This window comes from Sulfitobacter sp. R18_1, from assembly GCF_017743915.1.
In the GTDB taxonomy this organism is placed as follows: domain Bacteria; phylum Pseudomonadota; class Alphaproteobacteria; order Rhodobacterales; family Rhodobacteraceae; genus Sulfitobacter; species Sulfitobacter faviae.
Window position 1 is genome coordinate 23445 of sequence record NZ_JAGHRG010000004.1, and the last position, 21754, is coordinate 45198.

Annotated in this window: 21 protein-coding genes; 11 read left to right on the forward strand and 10 right to left on the reverse strand. The window is 63.6% G+C overall.

What is annotated here, in order from left to right:
- Positions 1 to 140: 140 nt before the first annotated feature.
- Positions 141 to 920, forward strand: a complete 780-nt coding sequence (locus tag J7392_RS09430) for a sulfotransferase (protein ID WP_209217330.1) — start codon at positions 141 to 143, stop codon at positions 918 to 920.
- Between the two features lie 4 nt (positions 921 to 924).
- Here the strand turns inward: J7392_RS09430 and J7392_RS09435 are convergent, their stop codons facing one another.
- Genes J7392_RS09435 through J7392_RS09445 form a run of 3 tightly spaced genes read right to left on the reverse strand, consistent with a single transcriptional unit; the run spans position 925 to position 3817 of the window.
- Positions 925 to 1929: a TIGR01620 family protein gene (locus J7392_RS09435; RefSeq protein ID WP_209217331.1), complete on the reverse strand. Its 1005-nt coding sequence runs from the start codon at positions 1927 to 1929 to the stop codon at positions 925 to 927.
- Positions 1929 to 2393, reverse strand: coding sequence for a GNAT family N-acetyltransferase (locus tag J7392_RS09440; protein ID WP_348540697.1), 465 nt, complete (start codon positions 2391 to 2393; stop codon positions 1929 to 1931). Before J7392_RS09440 ends, J7392_RS09435 begins: the two co-directional genes overlap by 1 nt.
- Positions 2390 to 3817: a YcjX family protein gene (locus tag J7392_RS09445; RefSeq protein ID WP_209217332.1), complete on the reverse strand. Its 1428-nt coding sequence runs from the start codon at positions 3815 to 3817 to the stop codon at positions 2390 to 2392. The genes J7392_RS09440 and J7392_RS09445 overlap by 4 nt, the downstream gene beginning before the upstream one ends.
- Positions 3818 to 3906: 89 nt before the next feature.
- Between J7392_RS09445 and truA the strand changes: the two genes are divergently transcribed.
- Positions 3907 to 4680 carry a tRNA pseudouridine(38-40) synthase TruA gene (gene truA / locus J7392_RS09450; RefSeq protein WP_209217333.1) on the forward strand — a complete coding sequence of 258 codons (774 nt, stop codon included), beginning with the start codon at positions 3907 to 3909 and terminating at the stop codon, positions 4678 to 4680.
- 176 nt (positions 4681 to 4856) lie between these two features.
- Here truA and gndA read toward each other — a convergent pair whose 3' ends face one another.
- Complete coding sequence (gene gndA, locus J7392_RS09455) at positions 4857 to 6305, reverse strand: NADP-dependent phosphogluconate dehydrogenase (protein WP_209217591.1); 1449 nt, start codon at positions 6303 to 6305, stop codon at positions 4857 to 4859.
- A gap of 136 nt (positions 6306 to 6441) precedes the next feature.
- Between gndA and J7392_RS09460 the strand changes: the two genes are divergently transcribed.
- Together J7392_RS09460 and J7392_RS09465 are read left to right on the forward strand one after the other, a co-directional pair.
- Entirely contained in the window at positions 6442 to 6903 is a 462-nt protein-coding gene (locus J7392_RS09460; protein WP_067261455.1) for an NUDIX hydrolase, read from the forward strand.
- Positions 6904 to 7066: 163 nt separating this feature from the next.
- Positions 7067 to 8548 carry an inorganic phosphate transporter gene (locus J7392_RS09465; protein WP_209217334.1) on the forward strand — a complete coding sequence of 494 codons (1482 nt, stop codon included), beginning with the start codon at positions 7067 to 7069 and terminating at the stop codon, positions 8546 to 8548.
- Between the two features lie 19 nt (positions 8549 to 8567).
- On the opposite strand, the gene J7392_RS09470 is transcribed toward J7392_RS09465, so the two are convergent.
- The 3 genes from J7392_RS09470 to J7392_RS09480 form a co-directional block, all read right to left on the reverse strand.
- Complete coding sequence (locus J7392_RS09470) at positions 8568 to 9602, reverse strand: 2-dehydropantoate 2-reductase (protein WP_209217335.1); 1035 nt, start codon at positions 9600 to 9602, stop codon at positions 8568 to 8570.
- A complete protein-coding gene (argF, locus tag J7392_RS09475; RefSeq protein WP_209217336.1) occupies positions 9599 to 10504 on the reverse strand; it encodes an ornithine carbamoyltransferase in 906 nt (301 codons plus the stop codon). Before argF ends, J7392_RS09470 begins: the two co-directional genes overlap by 4 nt.
- Positions 10505 to 10577: 73 nt before the next feature.
- Entirely contained in the window at positions 10578 to 11753 is a 1176-nt protein-coding gene (locus J7392_RS09480; protein WP_209217337.1) for an aspartate aminotransferase family protein, read from the reverse strand.
- A 363-nt stretch (positions 11754 to 12116) separates the two neighbouring features.
- Here J7392_RS09480 and J7392_RS09485 point away from each other — a divergent pair, with 363 nt between their 5' ends.
- Positions 12117 to 12731 carry a GcrA family cell cycle regulator gene (locus J7392_RS09485; protein ID WP_209217338.1) on the forward strand — a complete coding sequence of 205 codons (615 nt, stop codon included), beginning with the start codon at positions 12117 to 12119 and terminating at the stop codon, positions 12729 to 12731.
- Positions 12732 to 12805: 74 nt separating this feature from the next.
- Here J7392_RS09485 and J7392_RS09490 read toward each other — a convergent pair whose 3' ends face one another.
- Positions 12806 to 13588: an SseB family protein gene (locus J7392_RS09490; protein WP_209217592.1), complete on the reverse strand. Its 783-nt coding sequence runs from the start codon at positions 13586 to 13588 to the stop codon at positions 12806 to 12808.
- Between the two features lie 28 nt (positions 13589 to 13616).
- The gene (locus tag J7392_RS09495; RefSeq protein WP_209217339.1) at positions 13617 to 14216 is read right to left on the reverse strand and encodes a uracil-DNA glycosylase family protein; all 600 of its coding nucleotides are present in this window, start codon (positions 14214 to 14216) and stop codon (positions 13617 to 13619) included.
- A 103-nt stretch (positions 14217 to 14319) separates the two neighbouring features.
- On the opposite strand from J7392_RS09495, the gene J7392_RS09500 reads away from it, so the two are divergent.
- Both J7392_RS09500 and J7392_RS09505 read left to right on the forward strand, forming a co-directional pair.
- Positions 14320 to 14661 (forward strand): metalloregulator ArsR/SmtB family transcription factor, encoded by a 342-nt coding sequence (locus tag J7392_RS09500; protein ID WP_093928568.1) that lies wholly within the window; start codon positions 14320 to 14322, stop codon positions 14659 to 14661.
- A complete protein-coding gene (locus J7392_RS09505) occupies positions 14654 to 15685 on the forward strand; it encodes a permease (protein WP_209217340.1) in 1032 nt (343 codons plus the stop codon). The genes J7392_RS09500 and J7392_RS09505 overlap by 8 nt, the downstream gene beginning before the upstream one ends.
- A 126-nt stretch (positions 15686 to 15811) precedes the next feature.
- Here the strand turns inward: J7392_RS09505 and J7392_RS09510 are convergent, their stop codons facing one another.
- Complete coding sequence (locus tag J7392_RS09510; protein WP_209217341.1) at positions 15812 to 17287, reverse strand: ATP-binding protein; 1476 nt, start codon at positions 17285 to 17287, stop codon at positions 15812 to 15814.
- A 210-nt stretch (positions 17288 to 17497) separates the two neighbouring features.
- On the opposite strand from J7392_RS09510, the gene J7392_RS09515 reads away from it, so the two are divergent.
- The 4 genes from J7392_RS09515 (at position 17498) to kdsA (ending at position 21739) form a co-directional block, all read left to right on the forward strand.
- Entirely contained in the window at positions 17498 to 18304 is an 807-nt protein-coding gene (locus tag J7392_RS09515; RefSeq protein WP_209217342.1) for an acyl-homoserine-lactone synthase, read from the forward strand.
- Positions 18305 to 18535: 231 nt separating this feature from the next.
- Complete coding sequence (locus tag J7392_RS09520) at positions 18536 to 19195, forward strand: ATP-binding cassette domain-containing protein (protein ID WP_067261436.1); 660 nt, start codon at positions 18536 to 18538, stop codon at positions 19193 to 19195.
- Positions 19173 to 20909 (forward strand): capsule biosynthesis protein, encoded by a 1737-nt coding sequence (locus J7392_RS09525; RefSeq protein WP_209217343.1) that lies wholly within the window; start codon positions 19173 to 19175, stop codon positions 20907 to 20909. Before J7392_RS09520 ends, J7392_RS09525 begins: the two co-directional genes overlap by 23 nt.
- Positions 20906 to 21739, forward strand: coding sequence for a 3-deoxy-8-phosphooctulonate synthase (gene kdsA, locus J7392_RS09530; RefSeq protein WP_209217344.1), 834 nt, complete (start codon positions 20906 to 20908; stop codon positions 21737 to 21739). Before J7392_RS09525 ends, kdsA begins: the two co-directional genes overlap by 4 nt.
- Positions 21740 to 21754 lie beyond the last annotated feature (15 nt).

Sequence of the window (21754 nt, forward strand, 5' to 3'; positions counted from 1 at the left end):
CCTTATGGAGGGGTGACCCCCCTCACGGCCCATCCGTTCCGATAACAAATGTTAATGCATACATCGCTGGACAGCGCGGTTGGACGCCCTAGCTGCCTGCCATTGAACCCCGCCTCTCTCCCCCAATCAGAGCCGTCGTGATGCCCTCAGAAATCCCCCCGCGCTACCTGTTCATCGGCGGGCTGCACCGCTCTGGCACCTCGCTGGTCAACCGCTTGGCCAATGCCCTGCCCGGCGCGGGTGGCATCACCGGATCGGCGGCACCCGAGAATGAGGGGGTCTACCTGCAAGGGGCCATTCCCCATACGGCGCAATCCGGGCTGCCCATGCATTTCGCGACCAACCCTGAGGAACATCTGACCGAGGCGCATTCGCTCAACAGTTTGGAGACAAAGACCCGGCTGGCGCAGGATTGGGCGCCGTGGTTTGCCCCGGACCTGCACTGGCGGGTTGAGAAGTCGCCGGTGAACCTGACCCGCATGCGCCTGATGCAACACCTCTTTCCCATGTCGCAATTCATCGTCGTCCTGCGCCACCCTGAGGCCGTCGCCGCCTCGGTCGCGTCATGGGTCGATGCCCCGGCGCAGGCGTTGATCGACCATTGGATCGCGGCGCAGGCGCAGATGCTGGATGACCTGCCCTATCTGCATGCGGTGTTGGTTCTGCGCTACGAGGATATCGTCGCCGACGCCCCCCGCGCCCTGCGCCGGATCGCGCGTTTTGTGGACCTGCCTGAGGCGGCATTGCCCGAAGGCATTGCGGATGGAAATCAAACCTACGCCGGGGCCACGCAGATGACGAAGGCACAGGCGGCCGAGGCCGCGCGGTGGGGCTATGGCCCCGGGTTGCAGGTCTCGCCTTGGCCCGGTCTGGTCCAGCACCCGCTGCGCGCGGTGCGCGAAGCGGTCGAGGCGGCCTGATCGGTCAGCCCTCGCCGAGCACCCCGGTCAGCGCGCGTTTGATGATGCCCCGCACCCCGGGGCGTTTCTCGCGGGCAAAGGGCAGCGGGCGACAAACCTCGATCGCGGCCACGCCAACGCGCGCGGTCAGCGCCCCATTCACCAGCCCCTCGCCGAAACGGCGGCTCAGCTTGGCGACGATAGACCCGCCCAAGAGTGGCTCGATCAGATCATCCCCCACAGCCACGGCCCCCGTCGCCACCAAATGCGACAGCACCGCGCGGGTCAGCCGCCACGAGCCAAAAAAGCCCGACCGCCCGCCATAGATTTCGGCGATGCGTCGGATCATCCGCAGGTTGCTGCTGAGGGCGGCGGCAACATCGGCCAGCGCCAGAGGCACCAGCGCGGTCACGGCGGCGACCTGCCGGGCTGCGGCTTCGACCTCGCGGGTGGCGGCCCGGTCCAGCGGGGCCAGAACCTCGCTCTCGGCCAGCCCCAGAAGTGCTTCGGCATCGAATTGATCGCCGCGCAGCTCCGCCAGCCGGTCGCGGCCCCAGCGGGTATCCTCACGGTGTTTGTAGAGCGCCTCAAGCCGGTCCGTGACGCTGCGCGCGGCGGTCAGATCCCCCTGCGCCAGCGCTTCGCCCGCGTCATGGCGCAGCCCGTCGAGCCGCGCGAGCCGTCCAAAGGCCGCCATTTCACGCAGCGACAGCAACAAGAGGACCAGCAGGAACGCCCCGATCAGCAGTGTCATCGCCCAGCCCAGCAACGGGTAACGCGCCATCAGGTCGGTCACGAAGGTCCAAGCCGCGATCGACACCAGCGCCGTGACCAATGCCCCCGCCAGCGCCCAGAACAGCCGCACCAAGCGCGACGGTTTGCGCGCTGCGAGCCGGGCCGCGATCTGCATCGCTTGGCCCTTGGGCGGCGGCGCCTCGACGTCCAACTCGGGCACGGCGGGCGCATCGGCGACCGAGGGCTGCGGCTTGGCGTCTTCTTCAAGGTCGAACAGGATCGGTCCGCGGGCCATCAGGCGGCCTCCCTTTGCCAGTGCAATGTCAAATCGGGCAGCCCTTCGTCATTGGCGCTGCCATCGCTGCGCGCGGTCTCGGCAAACCCGTGTTGGCGGTAGAATGCGATGGCCCGCGCATTGGCCTGAAAGGTCCAGCAGGTCAGCGACTTATGCCGTGTCTTTAACGCGCCCAAAAGGGCCGAGCCGATGCCCTGCCCCCGCGCCGATTGCGCCACGAAAAGCGCGTCCAATGCGCCGCCCTCACAAGCCGCGAAACCGGCGACGCGGCCCTCCCGCTCGGCCACCGTGACCCACCCCCGGGCGATCATCGCATCCGCATGGGCGATATCCTCGGCACCGGTATGAATGCGCGGCAACCACGCCGTGTCGCGGGCGAAATCGCTCATGATGCCGCCCACGGCGCCTGCGTCGAGGGGCTGCGCGGGTCGCAGGGTGGCGGGGCGTGCCAACACCGCGCTCACAGCCGGTCCCCAATGAGGAATTCCGCCGCACGGTCGAGCCGGATATGCGGCGGCCCATCGCCGGGGCGCAGGTCCAACACCGCAGGAGCAAAGCGCATGATCTGATAATCCGCCCCCAGCCATTCCTGCGCGCCCTGCCGTGCGGGGGTCAGCAGATGCGCCGGATCTTCGGGCAGTTCACCGGGGTAGAATGCCGCCTGCCGCCCGCGCGTCTCGTCGTCGTTCAAGAGCGTGCCGCGCACCACGTCGAGCGGCTCTCCCCCATGGGTCATTACGTCTTCGGTCGTGGCGCGCAGGCTGGCGATGGCCATGGCCCGCGTGCCCGCGCCCGCATATTGCGCCCGGTCCCGCGCCTCGCGGATCAGCGCCTGCATGATACCGCTCAGGCGGGGGTGCTGGCTGTGGTGCAGATGGTCGGCCTTGGTCGCGGCAAAAAGGATTTTCTCAACCCGTTTGCCCCGCAGGAGGGTGGTCAGAAAGTTGTTCGTTCCCGGCCGGAACGCGCCCAGAATATCGGCCATCGCGCCACGCAGGTCTTCGACCGCCTGCGGCCCTTGGTGGATCGCGCCAAGCGCGTCGACCAGCACCACCTGCCGGTCAATGCGCGAAAAGTGATCGCGGAAGAAGGGCTGCACCACCTGTTTCTTATAGGCCTCGAACCGCCGCGCCATTTCGCGGATCAGCGATTTGCGCGGCGCGCCTTCCGATCCCGGCAGCGGCGCGAAGGTCAGCACCGGCGATCCGGCGAGATCACCGGGCAGCAAGAAGCGCCCCGGCGTGCAGTCGGAATAGCCATTGGCGCGGGCGGTTTGCAGATAGTCGGCAAAGCTGTCGGCAAGCCTGCGGGCGGTGGTTTCCTCCAACTCGGCATGAGGATCGGTCTGCTCGGCCAGTGCGCGGTAGCCCGCCGCCTCTTCACGCGCGGCGATGCGTTCAATGACCTGCGCCGACCATTCGGCGTATGTGACATCCATCAGCGCCAGATCCAGCAGCCATTCGCCGGGGTAATCCACGATATCCAGATGCAAGGTGCGCGGCCCTTGAAAGCCCGCCAGCAACCCATTGGGCCGCACCTTGAGCGACAGCCGCAGTTCCGAAATCGCCCGCGTGCTCTCGGGCCAATGGGGCGTCTTTCCGGTCAGCGCGGCAAGGTGGGTCTCATACTCGAACCGGGGCACGGTATCGTCGGGCTGGGGCTGCAGAAACGCCGCCTCAATCCGCCCCTCAGAGGCCGCGAGCAGCCCCGGCATCCGCCCGCGGTCCAGCAGGTTGGCCACCAGCGAGGTGATGAAAACCGTCTTGCCCGACCGCGCAAGCCCCGTGACCCCAAGCCGGATCACCGGCTCGAAAAACGTCTCGCCCACCGTGTCGGTGACATTCTCAAACTGCCGCCAAATCCCGTCGGCAATGCCTGTGATACCCAAAGCTGCGCCCGTCCTTCTTTCTTTGGCCTCAACATAGGGCCGGCAGGCAGGGATTGCCAGAAGCGCCCGCCCGCGCTAAGGCCCCGGTCATGCCCAGATATGCCCTGAAAATCGAATACCACGGCGCGCCCTTCAACGGGTGGCAGCGTCAGGTTGACCAGCCCACAGTGCAAGGCGCGATCGAGGCCGCTTTGGCCAAGCTGGAACCCGGTGACCACACCATCGCCGCCGCCGGGCGTACCGATACCGGGGTGCATGGGCTGGCGCAGGTCGCGCATTGCGGCATGGCCCGCGATTGGTCGCCCTTCCGGCTGGGCGAGGCGCTGAACTATCATCTCAAGCCGCAGCCCATCGCGATCACCGATTGCGTGCTGGCGCCCGAGGATTTTCACGCCCGCTTTTCGGCGCTTGAGCGGCGCTACCACTTCCGCATCCTCAGCCGCCGTGCCCCGGCGGTGCATCAGGCGGGGCTGGTCTGGCAGATCAAACACCGCCTAGATGTCGCGGCCATGCAGGCGGCGGCGGATCTTTTGGTGGGCAAACATGATTTCACCACCTTCCGCTCGACCGTTTGTCAGGCGGAAAGCCCCGTGAAAACGCTCGACCGGTTACAGGTTTCGGAGGTCGAGACCATGGCCGGGACGGAGTATCACTTCGACGTGCGCGCGCGGTCCTTCCTGCACAATCAGGTGCGCAGTTTCGTCGGTTCGCTGGAGCGGGTCGGCGCGGGGTCTTGGAGCGTGGCGGATATGGGTGCAGCACTTGCGGCGAAGGATCGGGCTGCCTGCGGGCCGGTCTGCCCGCCGCAGGGGTTATACTTGGCGCATGTGAGCTATCCGGTGGACCCGTTCGCTAAGGCGTGACGCGGACCATCGCCTGCCCGCGGGGTGGCGATGCTTCAGTCGGTTCATGCCACTTTATCGGGCAGCCTAGGGGCGCGCTATCCAGAGGGCACCGCCCCTGGCAAAATCGCCTCCCCGACCGGGCGGGCAGGCGATGGTCCGGCGCCTTCGGCTTGTTTCCGGACCTATAAGCCCTTTTACGGCAGAGGCGTCCACGTCCCGTGGAACTTGCCCTCTTCGCTTATCCGCTCAAACCCATGCGCACCAAAGAAATCGCGCTGCGCTTGGATCATATTCGCCGTACCCCGTGCCCGGCGCATGCTGTCATACCACGCCAGCGCCGCCGACAGCGCGGGCAGCGCGACACCGAGCAACGCGCCCGCCGCCACCACCCGGCGCAGCGCCGGAATGCTCTCTTCCAAGCGCTTGCGCATGGCGGGGGCGAGGATCAGATGCCCGCCGGGCAATTCGCCCCGGAAGGCATCGGCAAACTCGTCCAGCAGCGCCGAGCGGATGATGCAGCCTGCCCGCCAAATCTCAGAAATACGCGCCATGTCGAGCGACCAGTCAAACTCCTCTGACGCCGACGAAAGGATGCGAAAGCCCTGCGCGTGGCCGATGATCCGCCCCGCCAAAAGCGCCATCTCAAGATCCGCCTCTTCGGGCAGCGGCGCGTCCTGCACGCCTTCGGGCAGTAGCGGCTCGGCCATTTCGCGCACGGACTTCTCGCTCGACCAACCGCGCGCGCCGACGGCGGCTTCGATGGTATTGGCCGATTGCCCCATCTTGAGCGCTTCGATCAAGGTCCAGCGCCCGGTGCCCTTTTGCCCGGCCTGATCGCGGATCACATCGACCATCGGCGTGCCGGTCTGGGTGTCGACCGACAAGAGCGCCGCGGCCGAGACTTCGATCAGATAGGAGTTCAGCGGCCCCTTACGCCAGTCGGCAAAGAGATTGCCAATTTCCACCGCGCCCTGCCCGCCCGCATCGCGCAGCAGGCCGTAGACTTCGGCGATCATCTGCATGTCGGCATATTCAATGCCGTTGTGCACCGTCTTAACGAAATGCCCCGCCCCGTCGGGGCCGAGATGCGCCACGCAAGGCGTGCCCTCGAATTGCGCGGCAATCTTCTCGGCCATCGGTTTGAACTGGGTCCAAGAATGCGCGCTGCCGCCGACCATCATCGACGGGCCATTGCGCGCCCCGGCCTCGCCACCCGACACGCCCATGCCGACGAAATGCAGCCCCGTGCCTTCGAGTTCGGCACTGCGGCGGCGGGTGTCGTGGAAATCGGCGTTGCCGCCGTCGATCAAGGTGTCGCCCTCATCCAGCAGCGGTTTGATCGTCTCGATCATCGCATCGACCGGCGCGCCAGAGGGGATCATGAACAGGATGCTGCGCGGGCGGGCAATGGCGGCGACGAAATCCTCAAGCCGCTCGGTCCCGATCAGGCGCTCGGCCAGCGGTCCGGCCTCGTCAAGGAACGGCACGATCCAATCGGCCTCGCGGTTGCTGACCGCCACGGTAAATCCATTGTCGGCCAAATTCAGCGCCAGTGCCGAGCCCATGGTGCCCAGACCGTATACCCCGATATCGGCGCCTGCGCCCTGTGCTGCGCCCCCGTCCGCCTGCGTGCCAGTTGCCATAACGATCATGCCTCATTTCTAGCCTGTCATACTGCCAAGCCCACCTATCCGGCGGGCCGCAGTTTGATTTGCGTTCGGGAAGACTATATAATGTGCGGATAACAAGAAAAACACCCGACCGAGGCATAGTTCTGTAATGACACAAGTATTTAGACGCGCATGGGAGGATATGGTCCTTCCTATTTTCAAACGTCCCCGCCGTGTGCAGGTTGCCGCCCTGTGCTACCGCGACACCGAGGCGGGCAAAAAGGTCCTGCTGATCACCAGCCGCGACACGGGCCGCTGGATTTTGCCCAAGGGCTGGCCGATCGACGGGTTGGACGGTGCCGGGGCCGCCTTGCAGGAAGCATGGGAAGAGGCCGGGGTGACCAAAGCCGATATCGAATCCGATCCGATGGGTATTTTCGACTATGACAAGGGTCTCGGCGAAGGCCTGACCGTGCCCGTGACCACACAGGTCTATCTCACCCGCGTGCGCGATCTAAGCGAGGAATACCCCGAAGCGGGCATGCGCAAGCGTGCATGGTTCACCCCGCAGGAGGCATCAGAACTCGTGGATGAGCCTGATCTTAAAGCAATCTTATCCGCTTTTCACTAAAGCCTAACGGCACCGGGTCTCGGCCCGGTGCCCATTGCCCTTCCCCCACAGCCAATGACGCCCCTCGCCGAATGTTACAATTTTGTGACAGGGTGACTTGCGCCCTCGATAGCCTTATGTCACCCCCCGCTGAACGTTAGGATCGTTGGGAGATCATACAGGAATGGCAACGGAACCGCAGGGCAGCCAGTGGAAGACACTGGACAAGGACCTCAACCGTATTTCGCAAGTCGAACTGGCCGCGACCTATGTCGCCCGCCCCCTCGTGGCGCCGGGCATTGCGCTGGCCTTTATCGTGGTGGCAGGTGCCGTTGCGGCGGTCTTCTTCGGGCATCAGCCCTCTAGCTTTGTCGTGATCGCGGCGGCGATCTTCGGCGCTTATATGGCGGTGAACATCGGCGCGAATGACGTGGCCAATAACATGGGCCCCGCCGTGGGGGCCAATGCGTTGACCATGGGCGGGGCGATCGTGATTGCCGCCCTGTGCGAATCCGCCGGCGCCTTGCTGGCGGGGGGCGATGTCGTCTCGACCATTTCCAAGGGCATAATCGATCCGGCCAGCGTGGCCAACACGCGCATCTTCGTCTGGGCGATGATGGCAGCGCTGGTGTCTTCCGCGCTTTGGGTAAACCTTGCCACATGGGTCGGCGCGCCGGTGTCGACCACCCATTCGGTTGTGGGCGGTGTCATGGGCGCGGGCATCGCAGCTGCGGGCCTTGGCGCAGTCAACTGGAGCTCGATGAGCATGATCGCCGCAAGCTGGGTGATCTCGCCCGTATTGGGCGGCGCCGTAGCGGCGATGTTCTTGGCCTTCATCAAGGCGCGCATCCTCTACCAAGACGACAAAATCGCTGCTTCGCGCACTTGGGTGCCGGTGCTGGTGGGGCTAATGGCCGGGGTCTTTGCCGCCTATCTGGCGCTCAAGGGTCTCAAAAAGATCATCAGCATCGACATGCCGGTCGCCCTGATCATCGGGCTTGTGACGGGGCTGGTGGTCTATGCCATCTCCGCCCCGCTGATCCGCCGCGCCTCGGAAGGGATGGAGAACCGCAATCGCTCGGTCAAAACGCTCTTTGGCCTGCCGCTGGTGCTCTCCGCCGCGCTGCTCAGCTTTGCCCATGGGGCCAATGATGTGGCAAATGCGGTCGGCCCGCTGGCGGCGATCGTCCATGCGACCGAGTTCGGCGGTTTCGAGGATAAGGTGAGCATTCCCACATGGGTGATGATCATCGGGGCCTTCGGCATCTCCTTTGGTCTGTTCCTGTTCGGGCCGAAACTGATCCGCATGGTCGGCAGCCAGATCACCAAGCTGAACCCGATGCGGGCCTATTGCGTGGCGCTTTCGGCGGCGATCACGGTGATCGTGGCGTCGTGGCTGGGCCTGCCCGTGTCTTCGACCCATATCGCCGTGGGTGGGGTCTTTGGCGTGGGATTTTACCGTGAATGGCATATGGAGCGCCGCCTGCGCCGGGTCGGGGCCAAGACCGGTGAGGTCAAGCGCATCGCCAAGGAAGAGCGCCGCCGCCGCAAGCTGGTGCGCCGCTCGCATTTCATGACGATCGTCGCGGCTTGGGTGATCACCGTGCCCGCAGCGGCGCTGCTCTCTGGCATCGTCTTTTGGGTGCTCAACGCCTTCGTGAACTAAGGTCAGGCGCGGGCGCGCCTCACCCCTCTTGCCGGTCCTGCCCTGCCGCCATTTCGGCCCGCAAGGCGGTGACCGGCAGATGCGGCAGGCCTTCATCCGCAAGCTCTGCCCAACCCATCACCCGCAGCACCATATCCGTCACCGGCGTCGCGCGGCCAAGCGCCTTTGCGCGGCGCTGCACCTCGCCTTGGAGCGCATCGATCTCGGTCGGGCGGCGCGCGGCGAGGTCTTGCGCCATGGAGGTCCGCGCCTGCGGGTCGATCTGCAACATGGTGGCGGCGACGCGGATAAAAATCGGCGTCGGCAGGCGCAAGAGCGTCGGCACCAGCCGCGCCGGGATCGGCGTGGTCATGGCGGGGCGGATCTTGTCGGCGCGCAAGACCGCCAGCGCCTCGGCCCATTGATCGGCCATCAGACACCGCCACGCCCGATCCTGCAACTGCGCTTGCAACGGCAGACCGCTTAAAGCGTTCAGGGCATTGTTGAGGTTCATCAGGAACTTGCCCCATTGCAGGGCGGTGATATCGGCGCGTTCCTCTACCTTTAGGTCCGGCAGCGACAGGCGCGCGGCCAGATCAGCCGGGCCCGCCTCGATCACCAAATCGCCCGAGCTTGCCCGGTGGTAGCAGCCCTGCCCCATGGCCACGACGTTGAACGGCACCAGTCCCGCGCGCAGATCATGCTGCGGCAGGTGCTGGGCCAAGGCCGCGCGGTTGCCCATGCCGTTTTGCAGGCTGATGACCTGCACGCCGGGCGCGCTGTGGCGGGCGATCAGACGGGCCATGTCTTCGGTGTCGCGCGATTTGACCGTGACCAGCACGATATCGGCATCGCGCAGGCAGGTCTCATCCCCTGCAAGGTTCAGATCATCCGGCGAGAGGTAGCGCGCCATGCCGCCGAAATCCGTCAGGGTCAGCCCATGGGTGCGGATTTCGGCCTGAATGCGGGGCCGCGCCAGCAGGGTCACGGCATGGCCCGCTCCGGCCAGCTGCCCGCCGACAAAGCAGCCCACCGCCCCCGCGCCCGCAACAACGATGCGGGGGCCATCGCTCATGCGCCCAGACACCAGCGCATGACGGCTTTCTGCGCGTGCAGACGGTTCTCGGCCTCGTCAAAGATCACCGAATGCGGCCCATCCATGACCGAGCTTGTCGCCTCGTCATCGCGGTGTGCGGGCAGGCAATGCATGAAGAGCGCATCCGGCTTCGCCAACGCCATCAGCGCATCGTTGACCTGATAGCCGCGCAGCTGATTATGCCGCCGCTCACGCGCGGACTGCGGATCATGCATGCTGACCCACGTGTCCGTGACCACCAGATCGGCACCCTCCACGGCCTTCTGGGGGTCGCGCTCGGTGGTATAAAGCCCGTCGAGCGCGCGCTCGGGGTCGAGCGGCTCAGGCCCGGTGAAGACAAGGTCGAAGTCGAACTGCTTGGCCGCATGGGCGAAACTGGCGAAAACGTTGTTGCCATCGCCCGACCAGACCACCTTGCGGCCCTTGATCGGGCCGCGGTGTTCTTCAAAGGTCTGGATGTCCGCCATGATCTGACAGGGATGCGTGCGGTTGGTCAGCCCGTTGATCACCGGCACGGTGGCATATTCCGCCATCTCCAGCAGGGTCTGCTCTTCGAAAGTGCGGATCATGATCATATCCACATAGCGCGACAGCACGCGGGCGGTGTCGGCGATGGTCTCCCCATGGCCGAGCTGCATATCGGCGCCCGAAAGCACCATCGTCTGCCCGCCCATCTGACGCACGCCCACGTCGAAAGAGACACGCGTCCGGGTCGAGGGCTTCTCGAAGATCAGCGCGACCATGTGATCTTTCAACGGCAGGTCATCATCCGGCGCGCCGCGCGGGCGGCCATTGCGCGCGGCTTTCATGGCGGCGGCATTGTCGATGATCTGCCGCAGATCAACGGGGTCAGTTTGGTGGATATCGAGGAAATGGTTCATCTGTCGTCTCTGTCTTGCGGGGTCCAAGGCCACGGCCTTGAAAGCCCGAGGAATGTTTTGGGGTGAATGGCGCTCAGGCCGGGGTCAGGTCACGCGCGATGGCGTCGAGCCGGGTCACCGCCTCGGCAATCTCATCGTCGGAAATGGTCAGCGGCGGCAGCAGGCGGATCACATTGTCGGCGGCGGGCACGGTGATCAGCGCATGGGCATAGCCCGAGGCGACCACATCGGCATTCGCCACCTTGCATTTCAGCCCCAGCATCAGCCCCGCGCCGCGCACCTCTTCAAAAACCTCCGGATGCTCAGCCACCAGCCCTTCGAGACGCTGACGCAGCAGCCCCGCCTTGCGGCTCACCTCGGCCAGAAAGGCCGCGTCGGCCACCACATCCAGCACGGCGCAGCCCACGGCACAGCCCAGCGGGTTGCCGCCATACGTCGAGCCATGGGTGCCTGCGGTCATGCCCGAGGCCGCCTTTTCCGTGGCCAGCACCGCGCCCAGCGGGAACCCCCCGCCGATGCCCTTGGCGACCATCATGATGTCGGGGCTGATCCCGGCCCATTCATGGGCAAAGAGCCGCCCGGTCCGGCCCACGCCGCATTGCACCTCATCGCAAATCAGCAAAAGCCCGTGAGCGTCGCAAAGCGCGCGCATCTGTTGCAACTCGGCATCCGGCACGGCGCGGATACCGCCTTCGCCCTGTACCGGCTCGACCATGATGGCGGCGGTCTTGTCGGTGATGGCAGCCTCAAGCGCGGCGCTGTCGCCAAGGTCGAGATGCACGAAACCCGGCAGTTGCGGGCCAAAGCCTTTGGTCATCTTCTCAGACCCCGCCGCCGCGATCCCGGCGGAAGAGCGGCCGTGAAAGGCCCCGTTGAAGGCGATGATCTCGACCCGCTCGGGCTGGCCTGCCTCGTAAAAATACTTGCGCGCCATCTTCACCGCCAATTCGCAGGCCTCGGTCCCCGAATTGCAAAAGAAGGCTGTGTCGGCAAAGGTCTCGGCCACCAGCCGATCGGCCAGCGCCTCTTGCTGCGGAATGTGGTAGAGGTTCGAGGTATGCCACAGCGCTTGGGCCTGATCCGTCAGCGCCTTCACCAGCGCTGGATGCGTATGGCCAAGCGCGTTCACCGCGATCCCCGCACCAAGATCAAGAAAGCGTCGCCCGTCCGCCTCGATCAGCCATGTGCCTTCGCCTTTGACAAAGGTCAAAGGGGCGCGATTGTAGGTTGGCAGAACGGAAGGGATCATCTGTTTGTCCTTAAAAGAGGGCCGCGTCACGCCGGTAAAAGGGCATGGGGCTGGCGCAGGGTCAATGGGATTTGGTTGTTTTTGAAAGGGTGCAGCATGTCTGCTGCGAGATCAGGCCATCACGCCGCCCCCTAAAGGGCGCCATGTTTATCGAACGAAGCGTCGTCGGATGGAATATGTGGCACATTTGATCATGGGCCTTGCATAGCCGCCCTTCATCCCCCACGTAAAGCCCCAATCGCAGCGCGCCGCCCTCAAGGGGCATCGGCGCTTGCACCTGCGGCCCCAGAAGATAAAATGGGGGCCGATACACTGACAAAGCGGTCCGGGCTATGGGGCCGCTTTTTAACTGGGGAACCCCGTATGTCCTGGACTGATGAGCGCGTAGAGACACTTAAAAAGATGTGGGGCGAAGGCCAGTCCGCCAGCCAGATCGCGAAAGAACTGGGCGGGGTGACGCGCAATGCCGTGATCGGCAAGGTGCACCGTCTGGGCCTGTCGAACCGCACCGCCGGGGCACCTGCCGCCGCAGCGGCCGCCAAGCCAGAACCCAAGGCCAAGCCCGCAGCGCCCAAAGCCGAGGCCAAGCCAAAGCCCGCCGCTAAGCCAGCCGCGGAACCCGAGGCCGAAGCCGCCCCTGCGCCCGAAGCCGAAGAGCCCGCCGCAGCCCCGGCGCCCAAGCCCAACCTGCCCGCGCGCAAGCAGATCATCCCCGCAGGCCAACCGCTGCCGCCGCAGCCTTCGGCCAATGAGATCAGCCCAGAGGCGCTCGCCAAGGTCAGCGAAGTTGAGAAGAAGGCCAAGAAGATCGGCCTGATGGAACTGACCGAGCGGACCTGCAAATGGCCCGTCGGCGACCCCGCGACCGATGACTTCTGGTTCTGCGGCCTGCCCGTGCAACAGGGCAAACCCTATTGCGAGGCCCATGTCGGCGTCGCCTTCCAGCCGATGAGCGCGCGGCGCGACCGCCGCCGCTAAGACCGGCGCGATGGAATGAAAAAGGCGGGCGGGCGTGATTGCCCTGCCCGCCTTTTCTTTGCTTCAAAGCAAAATCAGCGCAGTTTCGGCGGTTTCGCCGGATCACTGCCGGGGGCCATCCGGGGCGTGTTCTGCAAAGGCTCCATCTGCGGCAGGTCAAAGCGCAGGCCAACGCGGGCCAGTTTTTCGACCACCGCATCGTTGGGACCAAAGAAGCCCACATCCATCGCCCCCGCCTCGATCCCCGAGAAGGTCAGCGCCTCTGAGGCTGCCCGCACCAGCGCGTCCTGCGCACGGGGGATCGCGCCGACGAAGGCCAGCAGGTGCCCGCGCCCGCCGCCGGTATATTCGACCCCCACAAGGAACGCGCCTGCCGCCATGCCGGTCGCTGTCGCCAGCTTGGCGTCAATCGCGGCGATCAGCGTCTCTGGCAGCCCCTGCGGGGGGAACACCTGATCGATGCCCGCCTCCACTTCGCCCGGCGCATGGGCCAAGGTGCTACGCAGCCAGTCCAACGCCTCGGCAGGCAACAGGATTTCCGACGGGGCCACGCCGATGTTCACCGCCATGCCAAGCGGCTGACCCTCCAACATCGCAGCAATCGCCCGGCCCGAAAGCGCCACATAGGGAGACGCCTCCCCCACATGGGCCGAGAGCCGTGCGGCGCGGTCGAAAACCATGACATAGCTGTCCTCAAGCAGCACCGGGCTGATCTGATCGCCCTGCGGCTCATCCTCCAAGAGCATGAAAAGCTCAACATCCGCGATACGCTCGTAAAAGCGCAGGCGGGCGGCGTCGTCCTCGGGGGCGGCCATCATCGCGGCATGGGCTTGGTCCAGCGGGGTCGGCTCAATCAGCCGGGCTGTCTTAGGGTCTGCTTGGGGGTCAGTTTGGCGGTCGGTCATTCATCACCTCGGACACGGCGGCGCGCAGACGGGGCAAGACCTCTTCTGCGAACCAGGGATTCTTGTTCAACCATCCGGTATTGCGCCAAGACGGATGAGGCAAGGCAAAGACCCCCGGTGGATGATCCCGCCAGCCCGCCACGGCCTCGGTCACATTGCGGAATCCGGGCAGGTGGTACTTCATCGCATAGGCCCCGATCAGCACCGTCAGACGCAGGTCGGGCAGCATCTCAAGCACGGGCTTGCGCCAAGTTTGGGCACAGATACGCGGCGGCGGCAGGTCACTGCCCTTGGCGTCATAGCCCGGAAAGCAAAAGCCCATCGGCACGATGGCGACCCGGTTGCGGTCATAAAATGTCGCCTCGTCCAAGCCCAACCAGTCGCGCAGACGGGTGCCGGACATGTCCCAAAACGGCTTGCCCGCCTCATGCACCCGTTTGCCGGGCGCTTGGCTGGCAATCAGCAGCCGCGCGCCGGGTTTGAACCAGACGATGGGCCGTGGGCGATGCTGGGTCGCCGTCACGGCAAACCGCTCGGCACAAAGGCGGCAGGCCGCCAGATCATCTCGGATATCCTTCATGAGGAGGAGATAAGCGGTAGGGCCGAAAGATAAAGGGCGGATCACTTCGACAAATATCGAAATAAAGCTTGCGATGGGCTGTCATTTCGATATTTCTAGAATCATGAAACAAGAATCCGCAACCCCCGCCCTCACCCTCGCCGCGAGCAGCTTTGCAGCACTTGGATCAGAACAACGTCTTTTGGTGCTGCGCACATTGGTGCGCGCCGGATCGGCGGGGCTGAGCATCGGCACGCTGGGCGAACGCACCGGCGTGACCGGCTCGACCCTGACACATCATCTGAAACTCTTGGCCTCTGCCGGTCTGGTGAAACAGGAAAAACAAGGCCGGAGCACCATCTGCGCCGCCGTCGCCTATGAAGAGGTGCAAGCCTTGGCGAATTTCCTGCTGACCGAATGCTGCGCGGATGCAATCGACGGCTGCACGGAGCATAACCATGGCTGATACCACACAAACCCTCCCCGCGCTGCACCGCTTGGCCTTTCTAAAAGGCGCTTGGGGCATCACGCTGGCGCTTTTGGCCCTGATCGCACTGCTGGATCCGCCACAGGTCATGCCGACGGTCATCTTCGCGTCCGAGGCGCTTTTGCACACCGCCCCCTTCATCGCCTTCGCGGTGCTGGCCGTGGCCTATCTCAAAGCCAGCGGGGCGGAGAGCCTGCTTGCCCGCGCGTTCGAGGGCAACCCGGCGCGGATGGTGGTGATGGCGGCGGCGCTTGGCGGCTTGTCCCCCTTTTGCAGTTGCGAGGTGATCCCCTTTATTGCTGCACTGCTGGCCGTCGGCGCCCCGCTCGGCGCGGTGATGGCCTTTTGGCTGGCGTCCCCGCTGATGGACCCGGCGATGTTCGCGATCACCTCAGGCACGCTCGGCTTCGACTTTGCCCTGGCGAAAACCATCGCGGCGCTCGGCGTCGGCATGTTCGGGGGTTTCACCGTCATGGCCCTGTCCCGCACGCCGATTTTCAACGACCCCCTGCGCCCCCAGCCCGCGAAAAGCAGCTGCTGTTCTTCGGCCAAACCGTTCTCCGGCGCGCCGGTCTGGAAGTTCTGGCAGGAGGCCGAGCGCCGCGCGAGCTTTGCCGACACGGCGCTGACCAATGTGCTGTTCCTCGTCAAATGGCTGACCCTCGCCTATGTGGTCGAAGCCCTCATGCTGACCTATGTGCCCGCGGAATGGATCGCCAATGTCTTGGGCGGCACCGGGATCATGCCGATCATTCTGGGCGCATTCGTGGGCGCACCGGCCTACCTGAATGGCTATGCCGCCGTGCCCCTGATCGACGCGCTGCTGGCGCAAGGGATGACCCAAGGCGCGGCCATGTCCTTTGTCGTGGCAGGCGGGGTAAGCTGTATTCCGGCGGCCATCGCGGTCTGGGCACTGGTGAAACCGCGTGTTTTTGCCGCCTACATCGGCTTTGCCTTCGTCGGAGCGATCTTTGCGGGTGTGATCTGGCAGTTGGTCGCGTGACCGCATCAAACTGACGACCCGAATGCGGGGGCGGTAGAAATGCCGCCCCTTTTCTGTTTCGACTGTCACTGAGGCGAGGGGAGATGCCGCCCGCGCCGAAAGGCCGGGTAGCGAGGCGCTCGCGACTTACGCCGCCGCGCGCTCCCCATCTAGCTTGTCAGAAGCCTCATCCCCAATCGGCCCCTCGCCATTCACCATGTCTTTGACGGCCATCCCATGGGGCAATTCCTTCCCCGTACCATTGCCTAAGGGCATATCGATATAGAAGGTCGTGCCGGGGCCGTCGTTCTTGAAATAGTCGATCTGCCCGCCCAAGGCTTCGATGATCCGTTTGGAGATGTTCATTCCCAGGCCGGTGCCGCCAACGGCCCGCTGGTCCGAGGAATCGATCTGCGAGAATTCGTCAAAAACCTTCTCGCGCTCGGATTCGGCCAGGCTGATCCCCTCGTCGATCACGCTGATCCGCACCTTGTCGCCAAGGTTGACCGAGGTGACCTTGACCGTCGACCCGGCGGGCGAGAATTTGGCCGCGTTCGACAGAAGGTTGGACATCACCTGTTGCAGGCGTTTCTCATCCGTGGCGATCCCCGCAGGCTCCGACGGTTTGGCATAGCGCAGCGTCACGCCAAGATTGCCCGCAAAGGATTGGTTCAACTCGATCGCGTCTTCAATGATCGTCTGCACCTCAAGCGGTTCGATATCAAAGCTGACTTTACCCGCCTCGAATTTTTGCAGGTCAAGAATCTCGTTAATGATCGACGTCAGCCGCGCCGAGTTGCGCTGCGCGATCTTCAAGACCTTCTCCATCTGCGGGGTCATTTCGCCCAAAACCCCGGCGCAGGCCATATCGAGCGACCCTTTGATTGAGGTCATCGGCGTGCGCAGCTCATGGCTGATGGTCGAGACGAATTCAGTCTTCACCTTGAACGCGATCTTGGTTTTCTCATGCTCGACCTTGAGTTCTTCAAGCTGGCGCAGATTGGTGCGGTACATCTTGAGGAAGATGCGAGAGCAATCGACGATAAAATAGAGGACGAAGACCACGGTGAACAACTGGGTCCAAAGTTCGGATTCGATGCTCGCCCCCGTGCGCACGATGTCCCAGATCGGGATGAAGAGGAATGTCGCGCCATAGATCGCAAGCCGCAGCATCAGCACCGGCAGGATATGGTGGTTGTTCATCGAGGCGAAGAGCGCGGCGGCAAAAAGGAAGAAGAGCGGCAGGAAATGCGTCGTCGCCCCCTGCTGAAGCGCGATCCCAAGGGCGAAATAGCTGATCACCCCGGCGCTCAGCACCGTGCCGATATAGATGCGGTTCATGAACAAACGCGCCAAACGGGGGCTGCGTCCGCGCCAACGCGTGATGCGCAGGAAAAGCAGATAGTCGAAAGTCTCGGAAATCGCGATCAGGATCACCGTCGAGATCGACAGCCACAGATCATAGTAGAACGCAGATAGGCAAATGGCCGCCGCAAAGATCATCTGCCGCTGCCAAAACAGGTTAACGCCGACTTGGGAGTAGTCCCGCATCTGCTGCACCTTTGTCGCGTCTGCCAGATGCGGCGTATGAATCGGGCCGTATGTTACTTTTTCCTGCGACATCGCTCTCGTTTTCTTCGGTCGGCTGCTCGAATGCCGGCATTCTGCCGATAAACGCCTTTAACATGTTGCATTTCGGCATCGAAGCACATGTTAGACGCGATCATCTTCCCTTCTACACCCGGAAATGGGACATAAGTATGGCCATTTCATGCAACTAGAGGTTAGCCTCTTGATAAGAGGTATTTTTACAGCGAATTTTCGAGGTCCAACATGAGTCTGCAAGGACGGAGCTTCAGTGGAAAATCTTGGCAGGATGTTCTTCCCGAACTGACGCCACAGGACGCTAAGGCGCTGGAAGTAAAGAACAACCGCTTCCCACGAAAACTGCTTAACAGCAAATCGACAGAGACCGACCCCTATAGCCCCGAGGCTCTTGCCCGGGCCAACCCCTATATGCGCGCCACAACTTTGTCATTTTTGAACATGCATCAGCACGGGGAATTATTCGTTAATTTCCTCCGGGCGCGGCGCCGAATCTTCATCGACGACAAGCAATGGGATCTCCCTCAGGTTGATGGGATGGAGTTTGACCAATACGACACGCCCCGCGCGCGCTGGATCGTTTTGCATGAATATGGGGAGGTCATGGGCGGCGTCCGCCTGATGCCCACCACCTCGACCTGCGCGCAGTACAGTTACATGCTGCGCGATGCGCAACTGGGGATGCTGCCGGATATTCCGCAAGACGTGCTGTTTTTCAAAGCCCCCGTGCGCGACGACATCTGGGAAGCCACCCGCCTTTTCCTGACCAGCGCAGTTCCCGCCCAACGCCGCATTGCCGTGCAACGTATGCTGATGAACCAGATGGCCGGTGCCGCCTATGCCATGGGCGCAAGCCATGTTCTGGGCATCGTGCCCGCCACCTTCAGCCGCTGGATGACCCGGCTTGGCCTGATGAGCGCCGTGCCCGTGGGCCCGGTGCAAAACATCGACGGTGACCGCACGCAGGCGGCCTTGATGAACGTCAGCTACATCGGCGAGATGGCCCCGACCGAGAGCACCCACACGTTGCACTGACCCCCGCGCGGGCGCGGGCCGATATGCCCTCCTCTTTTGCCCCCTCGCCCGCAGGATACCCGTCTTGCGGGCAGCAGATTTTACCGCCACCAGAAAGCTCCGCACGGCGCCCTGCCCCAGCGAACGCCCGCGTTTCGACATATTGTGGTCAAATTCCGTGAATAAACGGTTAAGATACCTCTGATACCAGAGGCGCCGCGACGCCCCGCTTAGCACCAACCGGAGCAGCGAATGCTGGAATTTGAAAATGTGTCCAAGTCCTTTTGGACGGGATCGCAGCACAAAGTCATTCTTGACCGGGTGTCTTTTCGCGTGGAGCTTGGCAACTCTCTGGGCATTCTGGCCCCCAACGGCACCGGCAAAACGACCCTGATCAACATGATGGCGGGGCTGGAAAAACCTGACGAAGGAGAGATCAGGCGCGGCTGTAACATCTCGTTCCCATTGGGTTTTATGGGCGGGGTGGTCAATAAAGTCTCAGCCATGGAGAACGCCCGCTATATCGCGCGGCTCTATGGGCTTGACCCTGATTACGTGGAAAGCTTTTGCCGCTGGCTCTGCGGTTTGGGGGAATATTTCGACCAGCCGCTCGGCACCTATTCCGCCGGGATGCGGGCGCGTTTCTCTTTCGCGCTGATGTTGGCGCTGGATTTTGATATCTATCTGATTGACGAAGGCATGCCCGGCACGACAGACGTGGAATTCAACCGCAAAGCGGGCGATATTCTGAAAGAACGGCTGCGGACCACGACGATCATCATCGTCTCGCATCAGGCCCATACGCTTGAGAAATTTGCCCGCTCCGCCGCTGTCCTTTTGGACGGCAAGCTACATATGTTCGACACCTTGGAAGAAGCGAAACAGCTCTATGACTACGAAACCCAAGGCTAGAAAATTCCGCATCCGCAAGGCGCCGCCCCCCTCGGGCAGCAGTGCCGCGCCGAACAGCGCCGAGAAGGCGCAGGCGGGCCAGACCGACGCCGAAAAGGCCGCGCGCAAGGCCAAGCTGCGCGCCGTCGCCGATGCGACCGAGGTGGAACCCTCGCACAGCAAGGAAGCCTTGGAACATGCCGCCCGCAGCGGCAAAGCGCCCCATTCCGAAAGCGCCCGCACGGGCGAGGTGTCTTCCGCCAATGAAGTCTCAGCCGAGCAGGACATCGACGCGATCCGCCGCGAAGGGCTCACGGGCCGCCAATTGCGCATGGCGCGGCGGGTGGCGCAGAAACACGGGCTGGCGCCAACCTCGGATTTCGACGCGGTGCGCCTTTTGCGGGCCAAGGGAATCGACCCGTTTCAGCGGTCCAACATGCTGGAACTCGTGGTGCCGCAGCCGGGTGATCCGGCGGACAGCGGCCTGCCCGCCACCCGCGGCCAGCCCGGCGACCCAAAGGTGCAACTGCCCCAGACCACGCCCCGCGGCCCGCGCGGCCTGCCCTCAACCGATGTCAGCCCCGCCGAGCGCCGTCAGCGCGAGATCTCGGACATTCAGCGTGACATCACCCGCCGCCGTCGCCGCAAAGCGGCCATGCTGCTGGTCCGGCTGGCCTTTTTCGTCATGCTGCCGACCATTGCCGCCGGCTATTATTTCTACAGAATCGCCACCCCCATGTATGCCACCGAAAGCCAGTTTCTGATCATTCAGAACGAAGGTGGCGGCGGCTCCAGCCCCTTTGGCGGGCTGCTGCCCACGCAATTCGCCAATAGCGCCGACAGCATCGCCACGCAGGCCTATCTGCAATCGAAAGACGCGATGCTGCGCCTTGACGAAGACGCAGGGTTTCGCGCCCATTTCGCCGACCCTGAGATCGACGCGATCCAACGGCTTTCGGAAAACCCCAGCAACGAACAAGCCTATAAGACCTACAAGAAGAACGTCAAAATCGGTTACGACCCGACCGAAGGCGTGATCCGGATGGAGGTGATCGCCGCCGATCCCGAGGTCTCGGAGCAATTCTCGCAACGTCTGCTGACCTATGCCGAAGAGCGGGTGAATGACCTAAGCAAGCAAAAGCGCGAAGACGGGATGCGCGACGCGCTGGAGGGTTATGAAACCGCGCTGGAAAACCGCCGCGCAGCGCAGGAGGCGCTGATCAAATTGCAGGTCGACAACAACGTCGACCCCGAGGCGATGATCGCCTCGATCCGCACGCAGATCACCAATTACGAGACCCTGTTGATCGAAAAGGAACTCGAACTCGCCGCCCTGCTCGACAACCAGCGCCCGAACCAAGCCAAGGTCGATGGCGCGCGCGGGGATGTGCGACGGCTGCGCGAGCAGCTCACCAAACTGCGCGAGCGGATGACCGCCGCCAACGAAGGCGAAAACTCGCTGGCGCAACAGGCGGTCGCCGCCCAGCTTGCGCAGGCCGATCTGGCCTCTGCCGACATGGTGCTGCAAAGCGCGCAAACCGCTATGGAACAGGCCCGAACCGAGGCCGGGCGGCAGGTTCGCTACCTCACCGTGGCCGTGAACCCCGTGGCCCCGGACGAGGCGACCTACCCCCGCAAGTTCGAAAACACGATATTGGCTTTCCTTATCTTTGCAGGCATCTACCTGATGTTGTCTCTGACAGCGTCCATTCTAAGAGAACAGGTAACTTCATGACCCAGCTGCGCATTGGCAATCTGACCGTCGGCAATGATCGTCCCCTCACCGTGATCGCTGGCCCCTGCCAGTTGGAAAGCGAAGACCACGCGCAGATGGTCGCTGGCATTCTGAAAGAGGCCTGTGACGCCGCAGGCGCGCAGTTCATCTTCAAGGGCAGCTATGACAAGGCCAACCGCACCTCCCTTTCGGGCAAACGCGGGCTGGGCATCGAAAAGGGGCTCCAAGTCCTGCAATCTGTCGCCCGCGCCAATGACGTGCCGGTGCTGACGGATGTGCATAATGAGGCGCAATGCGCACAGGCCGGTGACGTGGTCGACGTGCTGCAAATCCCCGCCTTCCTCTGCCGCCAAACCGACCTGCTGCTCGCCGCCGGGGAGACCGGAAAGGCGGTGAACGTGAAGAAGGGGCAGTTCCTCGCCCCCTGGGAGATGCAGAACATCGTCGACAAGATCGAAAGCACCGGGAACCGCAATATCCTGCTGACCGAACGCGGCACCACCTTTGGCTACAACACGCTGGTCGCCGACATGCGCAGCCTGCCGCAGATGGCCCAGACCGGCTACCCGGTGGTGATGGACGCGACACATTCGGTCGCCCAGCCCGGCGGCAAGGGCGGTTCTTCGGGCGGTCAGCGTGAGTTTGCCCCCGTCATGGCCCGCGGTGCTGCCGCCATCGGCGTCGCGGCAATCTTCATGGAAACCCACGAAGACCCCGACCGCGCGCCTAGCGACGGGCCCAATATGATCTACCTCGACCAGATGCCGGGGCTGATCAACCTTTTGATGCAATTCGACGCGCTGGCCAAAAGCCATCCGCTGACTTTCTAAATTTATCTTAAAAAA